General features: G+C 56.9%; 8 protein-coding genes. 5 read left to right on the plus strand and 3 right to left on the minus strand.

Going from position 1 to position 14477, the window contains the following annotated elements; all coding sequences use genetic code 11:
* Positions 1–20: 20 nt before the first annotated feature.
* Entirely contained in the window at positions 21–1688 is a 1668-nt protein-coding gene (locus tag Pla52nx_RS22690; protein WP_146523688.1) for a 30S ribosomal protein S1, read from the minus strand.
* Between the two features lie 188 nt (positions 1689–1876).
* On the opposite strand from Pla52nx_RS22690, the gene Pla52nx_RS22695 reads away from it, so the two are divergent.
* On the plus strand, positions 1877–2452 hold the full coding sequence (locus Pla52nx_RS22695; RefSeq protein ID WP_146523687.1) for a hypothetical protein: 576 nt from the start codon (positions 1877–1879) through the stop codon (positions 2450–2452).
* A gap of 37 nt (positions 2453–2489) precedes the next feature.
* On the opposite strand, the gene Pla52nx_RS22700 is transcribed toward Pla52nx_RS22695, so the two are convergent.
* On the minus strand, positions 2490–7361 hold the full coding sequence (locus Pla52nx_RS22700; protein ID WP_146523686.1) for a cadherin domain-containing protein: 4872 nt from the start codon (positions 7359–7361) through the stop codon (positions 2490–2492).
* A 668-nt stretch (positions 7362–8029) separates the two neighbouring features.
* Here Pla52nx_RS22700 and Pla52nx_RS22705 point away from each other — a divergent pair.
* Both Pla52nx_RS22705 and Pla52nx_RS22710 read left to right on the plus strand, forming a co-directional pair.
* The gene (locus Pla52nx_RS22705; protein ID WP_146523685.1) at positions 8030–9079 is read left to right on the plus strand and encodes a DUF1559 domain-containing protein; all 1050 of its coding nucleotides are present in this window, start codon (positions 8030–8032) and stop codon (positions 9077–9079) included.
* Positions 9080–9373: 294 nt separating this feature from the next.
* Positions 9374–10429, plus strand: coding sequence for a sodium:calcium antiporter (locus Pla52nx_RS22710; RefSeq protein WP_146523684.1), 1056 nt, complete (start codon positions 9374–9376; stop codon positions 10427–10429).
* Between the two features lie 37 nt (positions 10430–10466).
* Here the strand turns inward: Pla52nx_RS22710 and Pla52nx_RS22715 are convergent, their stop codons facing one another.
* Positions 10467–12635 (minus strand): sulfatase-like hydrolase/transferase, encoded by a 2169-nt coding sequence (locus Pla52nx_RS22715; RefSeq protein ID WP_197455149.1) that lies wholly within the window; start codon positions 12633–12635, stop codon positions 10467–10469.
* 49 nt (positions 12636–12684) lie between these two features.
* On the opposite strand from Pla52nx_RS22715, the gene Pla52nx_RS22720 reads away from it, so the two are divergent.
* Together Pla52nx_RS22720 and Pla52nx_RS22725 are read left to right on the plus strand one after the other, a co-directional pair.
* The gene (locus Pla52nx_RS22720) at positions 12685–13395 is read left to right on the plus strand and encodes an orotidine 5'-phosphate decarboxylase / HUMPS family protein (protein ID WP_146523682.1); all 711 of its coding nucleotides are present in this window, start codon (positions 12685–12687) and stop codon (positions 13393–13395) included.
* Between the two features lie 50 nt (positions 13396–13445).
* Positions 13446–14474 carry a zinc-binding dehydrogenase gene (locus Pla52nx_RS22725; protein WP_146523681.1) on the plus strand — a complete coding sequence of 343 codons (1029 nt, stop codon included), beginning with the start codon at positions 13446–13448 and terminating at the stop codon, positions 14472–14474.
* Positions 14475–14477: the final 3 nt, after the last annotated feature.

Genomic DNA, 14477 nt, shown 5'->3' on the forward strand with positions numbered 1-14477 from the left:
GATGGAGATGCGAACCAACCCTACCAACGCAAACCGAATCGTTCGCCGCCGGTGTCGCGGTTGTTTCCGCCACGCAGGGGGCCGGAGAACGTCGGTTTCACCGCTGGCTCGCGTTGCGGCTCGTCTTCTTCAACCGCATTTTCGGATGCCTCGCTTTCGGGTAACTGTTGAGCGGCTTTCATGGAAAGGCCGATCTTCTGTGCACCTCTGTCAAACGACAACACCTTGACTTCGACCTCCTGACCTTCGCTGACGAACGAATCGATCCGAGAGACACGGTGGTGCGCCAACTCACTGACATGCACCAGACCTTCGACACCGGCACCCAACCGCACAAAGCAGCCGAAGGAAGCGATGCGGCTGACGACGCCTTTGTGGACCGAACCGATCGCAAACTCTGCTTCGGCTACATCCCAAGGATTCTCCAAGAGGTCGCGATAGGAGAGTCCGATCTTGCCGGTTTCTCGGTCGATGGTATCGATCTTGACCTTGACCTTCTGGCCGACCTCAAGCACTTCGCTGGGATGCTTGACGCGATCCCAGCTGAGTTTGCTGACATGGATCAATCCATCGACGCCGCCCAAGTCGACGAAGGCACCGAAGTCTTTGACCGATCGCACGACGCCTTCCAAGGTATCGCCGGGGTTGATCTGCTCGAGTTGCTCCTTGCGTTTGGTTTCGCGCTCGCGTTCCAGGATCGCTCGACGACTGAGAACCAAGTTGCCACGTCTCGGGCTGGCTTCGGTGACCAAGCACACAAAACGCTGGTCGACAAACTCGCTCAAGTCTTCGACGCGGTACTCGGTGACTTGACTGATCGGCATGAAACCAGGCACGCCACCGACCTTGCATTCCAAACCGCCGGCGTTGTGTCCCGTCACGATCGCTTCGACGACCGCACCTTCCTCCAAGTCGCCCCAGTCGTTGACGTCGATTGTCTTGCCGGGCAACGACAAAACATACAAACCGTCGGCTCGGTTGAGTCCTCGAACCAGTACCTCGACGCTTTGACCAGGCGTGGGCTCGGCATCCATGAATTGCTCGAATGGCACGACGCCTTCATCAGGTCCACCGAGCGAAATGAATACGGAGTCCTGGTGGATCTTGATGACTTGACCGTGAACGCGAGCACCATCGGCGAGTGGTTCTTTGCGGTCAGGCATCCCGGCTTGACCGGACAGAAAACCATCCAGGTCGGCCGCTGCCAACTCGGCTTCCAACTCCGCTTCTAAATCAGCGCTCAAACCGGCGCGCAAACTGGGCAGGGCGACTTTGGATTTGGTGGGTGCCGCCGCGGGTTTGGCCACCGCATCATCACTCTCACCTTGCAGCCTGGGACGCGGTGGTTTCTTTTTGCTTTTGCCACTTGGCTTTGCCGCAGCAGCTCCGCTTGCCAGTTGCTCCGTCGAAGCAACCGGTGAGGCGGGCTTGGCGACGCCCAGGCCACGTGCGGCGAGCGGTCCGACGCCACGCGCTGCCACTGACGCGGGCTTGGCAGCCTGCGCGTCATTGGCCGCTGAGTCATCGGCCGCTGAGTCATTGGGCTCCAGAGTGGGTTCGATTGCACTGGAACCCTCTTGTGGGGATTCAGCAGCCGCTTGGTCTACCGGCGTTTGAGTCTCGATTGGAGATTCCGAGGCGGGTGCGACGGTTGAGTTCTCAGTCGCAGATTGTTCTTCATTGCCCATCGGTGTTCAGTGGCGTTCTTGAACGAGTGATTGGAAAGGAGCCAAGCCGGATCAGGCCCCCATCACGAACGCTCGTCCGCTGGGCACCCTTTTTGGCGTGCATGTCAATTCAGCAGTCTAGCACTCATATCATCCGATCGGTAGTCTTGGCCTTGGTCAGGACTACATCAATTGTTGGAAGAAATACGATGCCAAGGCTTGCCGACTTTGCCCACTCACTCCTTGACAGGTTCAGCGGCCCTCTGCGAGATGCTGTCATCGATGCCAAAACCCCGTCCTTGGGCGACGGACCACGCAACGAGAACTTGATCGGCTGGTTGACCGGTCGGTCGACATTTCCTGAAAAAACGCCTTGGCCATCGGATCCTGGCTCCCTGGGGCTGACACGCAATGCCCACCAGCCTTTCCTGAGCGGCATGTGGCTCCTGGCCGGAGACATCGACCGAAGCCATACGATCAGCCAAGACATCCCGACTTCCGAAGGCAGCTTCCTGCACGGAATCATGCACCGCCGAGAAGGCGACTTTGGCAACGCGAAGTATTGGTTCCGCCGAGTCGGCCGCCACAGCGTCTTGGATCAAATCGAAGCAGAAACCGGGGGCGTCTATCGCGATCCGTTTGACTTCGTCGACGCGTGCAGTGACGCGTCGATGAAGTCGTCTGGTGGTCGAGGTCAATCCGCACCGCAGAATGACGCCGAACTGATCTCCGCCCAGTGGATCGAGTGGCAGGCGTTGATGAACTACATCACCACGATCGACTAGGTCAGCCTGGAAAGGCTGACGTACATGAAGCCGCGATCTAGAACAACATCGCGCTGTCCAGGAGCTCCAGCAACGCCGAGTCGTTCGCTTCGTCTTTGTCGTCGATCTGCACATCCGACAACGACACCAACTCTCGTTCGCCGGCGGCACGCCGGAATCGAAGCTCGTTGATCACGCCCAACGCATCCAAAGCGGTGACGATGTTGTTGCCGTTTGTATCGACAAATCCGGGGAAGACTGTTTCAACGGAGGGCGACTGGCCGCTGCCATTCCTGCCGATGAAGTTGATGATCTTCAACGCGTCCAACGCAGCGACTTCGCCGTTGCGGTCGACATCCATCGGGTTGCTTTGGTTGAAATAAGGCGTCGAACCCAGTTGCACTTCGATGGTGAAATCCAAGCGACTGAACAGTTCCAATGGGCCGAACTCAAAAGCACGCAAAGTCAATGGGTATTGCCCGACGTCGTCCGGTGTCGCCAAGCCGGTCAGCACCGCGACAGGATCGGCACCCGATTCCAGCTCCACTTCGGGATCAAACGTCAACCAGCTTGGAACTTTTCCTTGGGCATCAAAGATCGTGACCTGGAACGGATTGCCCTCCGGATCGACGATGAAATCGTTGGGAATCACATAAGTGAATGTTTCACCACTGGATACCGGATCAAACGAAAGTGTGCCGCCGAACTGAGGAGGCTCATTGACGTCATTAAGCACGATGTTGATCACGCGCTCGCTCGTTCCACCGTTTCCGTCACTAGCCATGACATTCAAAGTCATGAACTCCCCTGACTCAAAGTCGAGGGTCACCCCGTCGGCGACAGACAGAACATGCGTATCGGGATCCAACGTGAACAAAGCAGCCGCGGTTCCGCCAGTGATCGTCGTTGTCACATCATCGTTGACGTCAGGATCGGTCACCAACAAAGTTTGAACACTTGAACCCGCAGGTGCGTTTTCTGAGATGTTGATCTCGCTCGACAGAATTTGCGGATCGTCATTGGAGTCGGTCAGCTCAACTCGAATCGATTGAGTGTTCGTTGGCGAGCCACCGGTATTATCGACGACTTCGAAAACAAGGTTCAACGATCGACGCGTTTCGAAATCCAAATTCGCGCCCGGGGCAACGCTGAGCGTATTGGTTGCTCCATCGAACTGGAACAAGTCCCCGTCGAGGTCCGGCAACAGCGAGATGCCATAATCGGCCGGCGTGTTCTCAGGGTCGGTCAGCGAAAACTGAGCCACTTGTGTACCCGCGGCGGTGTTCTCAGGGAACAGAACCGTGGTCGGCGATATCACTGCCGTTTCATTGACATCGAAAAGCGTGACGGTGATGTCTGCGGAATCCGCCAGCGGAGGCGTGCCGTTATCGATCACATCAACCGACACAAAATAAGTAGCACGTTGTTCAAAGTCCAACGTGACACCATTGGCCGTTCTCAGATTGCCTTGGTTGTCGATTTGAAACAAATTCGCATCGGAGCCACCGGAAATCACGTACCGCAACGTTTGTCCGACGTCCGGGTCGCTGGCAACCACGCGACCAATGTTCGGCAGGTTTTCACTGACGAACAAACTGGTGGTGGAGATCACCGGGGCATCGTTTTGATTGATCAAGTTGACGCGCTGAGTGATGGTGGTGGTCAAGGACGGCGAACCGCTATCTGACACTTCCACCTCCAAGTCGACGAACGGCCTGGTCTCAAAATCCAACTGAGCGGAATCGGCAATCGTCAGCAATCCCGATTGCGGATGGATGCTGAACAAGGGCGGCTGAATCGATGAAATCAGCGTGTATGTCAACGTTTGATTCTGTTGCGTATCCGGGTCGAACGCTTCGACTTGCCCGACCGCTGTTCCATTCGCTGTTCCTTCCGGGACCGAGAACGGCGACGTCACCACAATCGGTGCTTCATTCACGTCCACCAACGTCAGTCGCACAGGCACGGCAACTTCCGCGCCCAAATCGTCGGTGAGGATGACTGGTATTTCCAACGTCGGTGTGGCTTCAAAGTCCAACACTCCGACCACGGAGACGACACCGGTAACCGGATCAACCGCAAGTGGCGAATTCGGATCGTCGATGCGATAGCTGACCGTGCTGCCGTCCGGGTCGACACCGCTGATCGCTCCCAGCTCAAGACCCAGCGGCTGGTTTTCCTCCAACGTCAAGGTAAGCGGAGCACCCTCGGGCAATCGGTTCGGTCCTACGATGTAGTTCTCGTATCGCGTCACCGGAACAGCCAGGGTTTGTGCGCCGATCAAGACCATCGGAGGATCATTGATGTCGGCCGGCAACGGGGTCTCGTAGCGGACCGAGTAATTTGCACGCGGCAGATTCTCGATCTCAAAATTCCCGTTCGCGTCGGTCACCGTACTGGGCTCGCGTTGACGATATTCCAGGCTATCCAGCAGACCGAACGGATACCCTGTCACGACATTGCCATTGGCATCGACAAATTGTGACTCCGCAAACGCTTCGATGTAGGCGATCTGATCCGTCTGCGTGGAAACCGTCAAACGCTGGCGTTGACTATTGATCAGACCAAAAGAAACCGTTGTGGCCAACAGGTTGCCATCGGCATCGAACGCATTCAATCGGATATACGTCGGCAGCGAGGTGAATGATCCGCTGATCGCCGTGATTGAAACGGCATTGACCGGTCGATAAAACTCTGCGTGCAGCTTACGGGAATCAGAAAAATCAGTGAGGCCGATATAGGAAAAGACCCGATTGCTGGTCGCGCTGCCAATGAACGATTCAGCATCCGGTTCGATCTCCAGCCCCAGGAAACCGATCGTGTCATTGGTTGCCGTCAGGGTGACACCAGGATACGCATTGGTCAAATCTGCCCCGATGGGAAAACTATCCGGTTCCACACGGTAGATCAAATTGTCCTGCTGGCCGTTGCCGTTGATGTCCAAGTGGACGGAGACACCCGCGGCTGGTTGTGGCAACTGTTCGGCATCACCGGGCATGGGCTCTCGAATCACGGATCCACGGACGCCACCGACGAAATTGCTGTCGCCGAAATGGTCCAGGTTCCGCCCGATGAAAACGGACTGCGTCGGCTCGTTTTGCGAATGGGCCAGTTCGTATGCCAATGGCTGATTAAGGATGGATTCCTGAGTCAACGAACTCACAATCCAGTCGTCTGGATCACTGCCGACCGAATCTCCGGCGCGAGCTGCATATCCATAACCAGGAGACACGACGAGATTGGCGCCACTGGGGATGGTCACGGTCGGCGCAGAAAAGTTATCTTCCGCGAAAACGATTTGTCCGTAGGCCACAGTCGATAACGAAGTCGTGGACAGCATCGAGATCGAATCGTGCACATTCCAGCCGTCAAAGATTCCGTCCGCCACTCCGTTGTTGTCCGCGTCGATATCGGAACCCACGGTTGGCGCAAAGCTGGCTGTCACCAAAAAGAATGAGTGCGAGCGAGCACTCTGGTCAATCGAGTCGGTCAAGCCTTGGTAGATCCCGCCCGGTAGACCTGCAAAATCATTTCCCGTCGACCGCAACACACTGGCATCAAGATCGATGGAGTAGGGACTATTGGCCGGTGCGATGACCAAGAACCCATTCTGCCCAAACGTCTGTCCGCTCAAGTCGATCACGTTGGCGATTTCGCCGTTATTGCTCGTCGAATTGTCATGCGTGACGACGAAATAGGTCCCGTCAGGGATCTGGCTGTTGGCGGGTCCCCGCAATTCGATGATCTGCTCATCTGGCGTATTGAAAAACGCACGGCCGACCAGCAGTTCATTGATAAACATTCCATTGAACGCCGCAGTGCCGAATCGGTCGGCAGTCGACAGCACGCCGAAATCCAATCCGGTCAAATCATCGGTCGCTGCCACCGTGACTCGGCGGGCAACGTCCCCCGTGGTGCCGAAGAACAACCCTGTCGCGTCCACCGGGCTGGACGAGTTGATGAACGCCGATGTCACGCCCGTGTCCGGGTTCACCGTGATGATCGATGTCTTCTGCGGTGAGTCCGCATCAAACATCACGAACGAAGTGCCGTTGAAGGCCAGAGACATCCCGTTGAGCGATCGATCGGCCGTTGCCAGCATGCTGCCGAAACCGGTCGTTGTGAATGCAAAGAATTGGTCGGTCGTGTCGTCGAACCCAACGATCCGATTGGCCGACGCGTCATACGCCAAGTCTGAGATGTTGGACAATCCCGTCAGGCCAGCGCCCAACGCGGTCAACGACCCATCATTCTGGTCGACTTCGTACAGCGTCCGCAGATCGGTTGAAAGCCCCGCCCTGCCCACTGCAAAGACACGATCCCCGACGCGGTCATAAGCCAAACCGGCGACCAAATCGTCCTGGTGGGTTGCCAGTACCGTTTGCACGCCGGTATTGGAATCGAGCAAGACGATCTCGTTGGTCTGCGAGTTGACCCCCATCAGCACGCCGGCGTTGGTCCGAATGATGCCATCGATCTTGGAACCACTGGCGATACCGATCGGATGCACCACGCCCGATTCCGTCATGCTCAGCAATTGAGTCGCATTCGAACCGACAACGTTTGCCGTCCCAAAATAGGCACGAGGGCTTGTTTGCACCGAGTCTCCGCTGACATCGATTCGCACAACGTGAGAGCCCGCCTGCAAGTTATCCAGGACGTAACGCCCCAAAGTGTCCGTTGTGGTAAACGGCTCCGTGATGTCGGCTTGCGCGTCGTCGTTGACGTCAACATAGACACGAACATTCGCCGCAGCAGACTCTTGTGGGTCTCGCACTCCGTTGGCATTGACGTCCGCCCAAACTTCGCCAGCCAACGAAGCGAGCAGTTGCCGACTTTCGAGATGCTGAAACCGTTGCTGGCGGCGTCGACGGTGCTGCTGTGCCAACTTATCTCGCTTGGAACGCCGGAATGATTTCAACGCTTTCATGATTTGCAGACAAAAACCGGATGAGAAATCGAAGAATGAAGATAGGAAAAATCGGCGCGTGGAAAGGCTCACAAGCCGGCCCTGCCGCGCCACAAGACTCCAATGCTGAAGTGTTGGCGGGGATCGGGCGAACCGTGGGCGCGGATTAACGGCCGACCATAGATTAACTCAGCAGGCTATTGGTTCCCTCCCAAACAGACGAAAAACACGCCGAAAGTTTCATTGAACCGTTTGACAACTCTTGCAACGTAGTCGCCCGGTCACCACAGAGGGCGGGTGCACGCGGCCGATTTTCCGTCCAACCGCTCACAATCAAAGGTCTCAATCGCCCACTAGACCGGACAGAACAAAATTCCCGCCAACCTCTTGCGGGAACGAAACCCTTTGGACAAAATGCCACCTAATGAGAACTAGTCTCATTAGCAAGTACCTGCCAGCAAGCCAGCGGAACTCCCTGAATCGGGAGTTTTCCCAGCCAGCCACGCATGGTGAACGACGCTAGAGGACCGGTATCGCAGCGAGACAAGTCCACGCCGACGGGGTGGATCTGCCGAGCAAGCCGCTGACCGCTCTCTCCGCGTCGAATTCATCCCCACCGATGCCTGCCGAGTTGGCAGGAAGGACATCGATCGGGACTCCATGGTTTGCTGAGTAAAGGTTGTTGTCGCATGAGACAGGTACGATATGGCACTCGATTCGAAAATCGACGCGTCAGCAGGACGCGAGCTGCTGGATTCACACTGGTCGAGTTGCTGGTGGTGATTGCCATCATCGGAATTTTGGTGGGGCTCTTGTTGCCAGCCGTGCAGGCCGCCCGGGAAGCCGCCCGTCGGATGAGCTGTCAAAATAACCTGCATCAAATCAGCTTGGCGATTCACAACTACGAATCGTCTACCAAACGCCTACCGCCGGCCTGGACGAAACCGTCTCAGTCAGGTGATGGATGGTCCGCACAAGCAAGGTTGCTGCCGTACATCGAAGCGATCGCGTTGGCGTCGGCGGTTGATTTTTCTGCCGGGTACGGCGACGCGATGATCACGGTAGACGGCGCACAGACTCGAGTAGCGGGCTTTCGCGTGCCGCCCTATTTGTGTCCGAGCGAGATCAATGACCGTGGGCGCTATGACTCTAGCGGAAACCCTGAGCATTTTCCTCTCAGCTACTGCTACAACGCCGGCCCATGGTTTGTGATGGATCCTGTCACCGAAGTGGTCGGTGAAGGTACGTTCTTGCCCGGGCGTTGGACTCGATTTCGAGATGTACTGGATGGATTGAGCAACACACTGGCGTTTGCTGAAGTCAAAGCCATGACCCCCTATCTGCGTGACGCGGAGTTGCCGGGCAACTTGGCAATGCCTACCGAGCCGAGTGAGATTTGCACGCTGGGTGGTTCGTTCAAACTGGACACGGGGCACACCGAGTGGGTGGACGGACGAACCCATCAAACCGGATTCACGACGACCTTCACGCCCAATCGCAAGATCTTGTGCACGCAAAGCAACAACGAGTACGACGTCGATTTCACAAACATCCGTGAAGGGCGAACGACAACGGCCCGGACCTATGCCGCAGTGACCTCTCGCAGCTATCACCAAGGCGGAGTGGGCGTGACCCTGATGGATGGTTCGGTGCGATTCGTCAGCGATTCGATCGATCTGCAACTTTGGCAAGACCTCTCCACGCGAGCAGGCCACGAACACGTGACAGTCCCCGACTGATCCACCATCTTGGACGAAAATCGACCATCATTTGAATGTCGGTTCTCTCGATGTGCTTCGTCGGCAATTCGATAGCCACGAAGATCTTCGTGGCTATCGATCTCGGATCCAATAGACGCTCACATGGCAGGACGCTTTATACGCAAATCGCATGCGTGATTTCACGCGGATTGGGCAATGGCACGCATGTTGCAGTAGCTTGAGTGAACACTTGCGTCCGTCTTCTCATTCCAGCAATCTGCCCTTGGAATGCTACGTCAGAGTGCAGTAGAGGATTTCAACGAACACGCTTTCATGGACTTTTCCGACAACAGCATCGGAGTCAACTTTGTCGTCTTCGCTTTCGGTGCGTTGCTGGTGTGGGGCGCTGGTACCAAACTCAGCAAGTACGTTGATTTGTTTGCCGATCGAACAGGATTAGGTAAAGCGTTCGCCGGTGCGTTGTTGCTCGGTGGTGCGACGAGTTTACCGGAACTGGCGACAACACTCACCGCGTCTTACTCTGGAGCGGCCGAACTCGCAGCGACGAATTTGTTGGGCGGTGTCGTGATGCAGATTGCGGTTCTCGCTTTGATCGACGCCTTCGTATTGCGTGGCCGACCGTTGACTCTTTTCTCGCCCAAGTCTTCGCTGCTGATGGCGGGTATCATGCTGATCGGACTCATCGCCCTCGCCTCCGCTGCCGTCGCCAGTGGTGAACTGCTCGCTTGGTCAGGAGTTGGAATCTGGCCGGTCGCACTGTTCGCAGCCTACTTGCTTTCGATGGGAGTGATCTACCGATACGAAGGCGATCCACGATGGGAACCACGTGGCGAGATCGCTCAGCCACCTGAGTCGGCTCGGGACTTGAAAGACGCCCACAGACACGCCTTCCAGGAGACCTCCACTGCTCAGCTGGTTGGCTACTTTCTGGTGGCGTCCGTCGTGGTCTTGGTGGGAGGAGTCCTGGTCGCCAAGACCGGCGAAGCGATCGCTGAACAAACGGGCGTTGGCCAAAGTATCATTGGCGCGACCTTGGTTGCGTTCGCAACCAGCTTGCCGGAAGTCAGCACGACGTACTCGGCAGTGCGTTTCGGTGCATACAGCATGGCCGCGGCGAACATCTTGGGCACCAACAGCTTGGAGATCGCGCTCTTCCTGCCCGCAGAGCTCGCCTATCGAGGTGGAGCCATTTTCGATGCGATGCAGCCGTCTGCCTCATTCCTGGCTGCAATTGGAATCGTCGTGACAAGCCTCTATCTATGGGGAATCCTAGAGCGCCGAGACCGCACTGTGTTGGGCATGGGAGTAGACTCACTGGCTGTGTTGATAGTTTACATCGGTGGAATGGCGATCTATTGGATGCTGTGACTCAGGCATCCCATGCAATCCGCAAATGACAAGTGGCTCATGGTGTCACTCCCCAAGCCTCTTTCACAACCCTGGCACCCTCTGGGTCCGTTTCCAGCAATTCTGTTCGGTCAAAGGGAAAGAAATCGTTCTTCGAGAAATACGCTTCGCTCAACTCCGCAAAGTACTCTTTGTGATTGCTCAATGCGTACGCCCGATCGGGCCTGCGATTCCCGTTGGCATCCTGTCTCAACACGGATTCGTACTTGCCACTGGCCACCGCCCGGTCGAACACCTTGCGGATCTCGGCATGGTCAAACCCCAACACGCGATCATGAAAGGCATGGGCCAATTCGTGCAGCGCAAAGTTGGGCATGCGACGCGACTCTGCTTCAAAAATCTCGACGTTGGAAAACTCCACGCCCCGGGCCATGATTTCGCTACGTCCGTTCTCCCGCAGCCATTGAGGGCTCGGATGGTATTCCGCGCGTGCGCCGGTGTTGGGATACTTCGGCGAAAACCAAAGATCCACTTTCTGCAATTCTGCGACCGCGTCCTTGGGCAACTTCTGTTTGATCTCTTTCAGTTGAACCGTCAGCAATTCCATTGCACGCCCTAGCTTCTTTCGCGAAGCGTCGTCCTTTGTCAGTCTTGGGTTCACGTGCACACGCCACCCCACCACCTTGCGTTGAAGCCATTCGGGCTCCGCGGTGTCATTTGTCTTCGCGAGGACGACATGTTCGGATGCCGCTTCGCGTAGCTTGATCAGCTCTGAACGGTGTTTGGGAACAACTGCCAGATTGTGCCATTCATTGGGGTCAGCGATGACGTCATAAAGTTCCTCGTCACCGTTGTCGTATCGAATGTATCGCCAGCGATTGGTCCTCAAAGTAACGTTGCCTTCGTCGAACAGAGTAACAACGGCGCGATTCGTCTCAAGTCCTGGGTTCTTGAGCAGCGGCAGCAGCGACTGACCGTGCAAATCCTTGGGCGAATTGATACCACACGCATCCGTGAGCGTCGGAAACAGATCCAGCAAACTGACGGGTTGGTCGCATCGGCTGCCTGCTTCGGCAAACTGAGCGGCGATCGCCGATGGTGGCACGATGATCAGGGGCACACGCGTGGATCGTTCCCAAGGCGTCCATTTCCCCCAGTGTTCTTTCTCGCCAAGATGCCAACCGTGATCGGTCCACAACACGATCCAGGTGTTCTCGCTTTGCCGGGATCGTTTCAGAGAACTGACCAGTCGTCCGACCTGTTCATCGACGAAAGTCGTGCATGCCAAGTAGGACTTCACTGCCTGACGCCACTGATTGCTACGGACCACCGTCGCGTGGCTGCCTGCCGTGACGGCTTCGATTGCCCACCGACGCCCGGTCGGGCTCAAGTCATCAAGATCACCATCCAAGGTGGGAGGCAGTTGTATGTCGACGTTTTCGAATCGTTCAAAGTACTTTGCAGGTGCCCACAAGGGGATGTGGGGTCGATAGTAACCGACGCCCATGAAGAACGGCTTGTCATGCTGCTTGCTCAGTTGTTCGATGGCCCAGTCGGTGATCTTGACGTCACCCATTTCAGAATCGGCAACCGCCATCGGTCCCCAATCGAACGACTCTCCTTCTTTGGTATCCGGATTGCGATCCGATGGCACGCTATTGAGTGGCAGCGTGACGGTTCTGCCATCACTGAGAGTCGCAACATGCTTCGGCGCATCCGTTTTCTTTGTCGGCAACTCGTCGGCGGTGTACCGGACAGCTTCGCGCGTCAGAGGGCTCCAACGCTGTTCGGTGTTGTAGAACTTCTCGAACAGTTTTGCATTGTCCCCGGTGCCGTGATTGATCTTTCCGGTGCCCAGGGTCGCGTATCCGGCGTCGCGAAAAACGCCAGGCAGGTGATCGATCTGCGGTTTGGCTTGCAACAATCGGGGACTGTCGTTGGACCACACACCGGTGCTTGCAGGACGACGTCCGCTCAGCAAGGCGGCACGGGATGGATTGCATGCAGGGGAGACACAGTGGGCATTGGTGAACAGAATCCCGGCCTCTGCCAAAGCGTCGATGTTGGGAGTCAAGGCCTGAGGGTGCCCGTTCAAGCAGCCGATCCAATCGTTCAGGTCGTCAATCGCAATGAACAGAACGTTGGGTTTTTCTGCTGCCGATGAGGCAGCAGGCAAGCCAACGGGAAACAAAAGCAGTATGATCGCAGCCGCAATCCGAGACTTCATGGATAACTCACCGGGTTGATAGAAACCAAGAGACAGGAGCACCATTCTAGTGAAACCGATCGTACAGATCTCGTTGGACTTGACGAATATTGATGAAGCCTTGCAAACGGCTGAGATGGCACTGCGAGCCGGTGTCGATTGGCTCGAAGCGGGAACGCCCCTGATTTTGGCGGAAGGGCTACACGGAGTCCGGAAGCTCAGGGAAGCGTTTCCGACGACTCCCATCGTCGCTGACCTCAAGACCATGGACGGGGGCTATCTGGAAGCCGAGATGATGGCGGGCGCTGGTGCCACGCATGTGGTCGTCATGGCTGCGGCGCACGATGAAACGATCAAGTGTGTGGTCAAGGCGGGTAAGGATTTCGGCTGCCAAGTGATGGGCGACAACATGGTGTGCCCCGACATGGTCCAAGGGGCGCGACGCCTGGAGTCATTGGGATGCGATTTCATCATTCACCACATCGGATACGACGAACGTCGCGGCATCGCAGCGGCCGGATTGCGGATGCCAAGCCCGCTGGATCAACTACGTGATGTCGTCGCCGCCGTCTCGATTCCCGTCCAAGCCGTCGGCGGTCTGTCACTGGAACAGGCCATCGAGTGCCCCAGTCACGGCGCCCCGCTGGTTGTCTTGGGGGCCCCCCTGACGATCGACGCCGATGCATTCAAGACGGCCGACGGTGACCTGGAGTCATCACTACGCCTGATTTGCGACGCGGTGCATGCACAGCAAGTCGCTAAAATCGGTCGCCAAGATTGATCGACCTACGATTTGCTCCATCACCCTCCCACCTGAAATGATCTGTCGCCATGAAAACGCCCGCCGTTGTTAACTTTGCCCCCGAACCCCACAGCGTCGAACTACGCGAAATCGAGATTCCTGAAATCGGTGCCGACGATGTGCTGATCGAAGTCGCCAATGTTGGTGTGTGCGGCAGCGACCTGCACCAATGGACGGCAAACCATTCTTGGCCGGTCAACTATCCCGTGGTACTGGGGCATGAATTTGGCGGAACGATTACCCAATGCGGCGAGAACGTCACCCAATGGTCGGTCGGTAGCCGAGTGGTCAGCGAAACCGCCGCCATCATCAACCCCGATGATCCGATGACGCGTCGCGGCTTGTACAACTTGGACCGCTCTCGCAAAGGATTCGGGTACGGCACTGACGGCGCGATGACGCGGTATGTTCGCGTCCCGTCACGAATTTTGCATCACGTCCCCGACAACCTGCCGATGCATCATGCCTGTCTGACCGAACCCTGTTGCGTCGCGTATAACGCCGTCGTCAAGAATGGCGGGATCGAACCTGGAGATCGCATCCTGGTACTCGGCCCCGGCACGATCGGTATCCTCTGTGCCGCCATGGCCAAACTATGCGGAGCACAGGTCGCCATTGTGGGCTTACCCAACGACAAGCCACGTCTGGACATCGCAAAGCAATATGGATGCGAGACGATCGTCGGCAATCCGGTGGATTGGGCGTGCCAGCGTGACGGCCTGGGCTGCGATGGCGTCGTCGACGCCGCCGGCAGTAGTGCCACGCTCCGCATCGCCATCGACTGTGTTCGTCCCGCGGGCTGGATCAGCAAAGTCGGCTGGGGGCCCGAGCCGCTCGGGTTCAGCATCGATCCGCTGGTCCAAAAAAATGTTCGTTTGCAAGGTAGCTTCAGCCACAACTGGCCGATCTGGGAGCGCGTGATCGAACTGCTCAGCAGCGGACAACTCGACGTCGAACCGATCGTGGGCGGCGTTTGGCCCATCGAACAATGGCAGACCGCGTTCGAGAAAATGCACCACGGCGAGATCGTCAAAGCCGTCTTGCAACCATCTGTTTGAACG

The sequence above is a fragment of the Stieleria varia genome (genome assembly GCF_038443385.1).
Lineage (GTDB): Bacteria > Planctomycetota > Planctomycetia > Pirellulales > Pirellulaceae > Stieleria > Stieleria varia.

Coding starts and splice junctions, on each gene's coding strand:
- Pla52nx_RS22695 (WP_146523687.1), top strand. CDS start 1,877: ATGCCAAGGCTTGCCGACTTTGCCCACTCACTCCTTGACAGGTTCAGC.
- Pla52nx_RS22715 (WP_197455149.1), bottom strand. CDS start 12,635: ATGAAGTCTCGGATTGCGGCTGCGATCATACTGCTTTTGTTTCCCGTT.
- Pla52nx_RS22690 (WP_146523688.1), bottom strand. CDS start 1,688: ATGGGCAATGAAGAACAATCTGCGACTGAGAACTCAACCGTCGCACCC.
- Pla52nx_RS22700 (WP_146523686.1), bottom strand. CDS start 7,361: ATGAAAGCGTTGAAATCATTCCGGCGTTCCAAGCGAGATAAGTTGGCA.
- Pla52nx_RS22705 (WP_146523685.1), top strand. CDS start 8,030: ATGAGACAGGTACGATATGGCACTCGATTCGAAAATCGACGCGTCAGC.
- Pla52nx_RS22725 (WP_146523681.1), top strand. CDS start 13,446: ATGAAAACGCCCGCCGTTGTTAACTTTGCCCCCGAACCCCACAGCGTC.
- Pla52nx_RS22710 (WP_146523684.1), top strand. CDS start 9,374: ATGGACTTTTCCGACAACAGCATCGGAGTCAACTTTGTCGTCTTCGCT.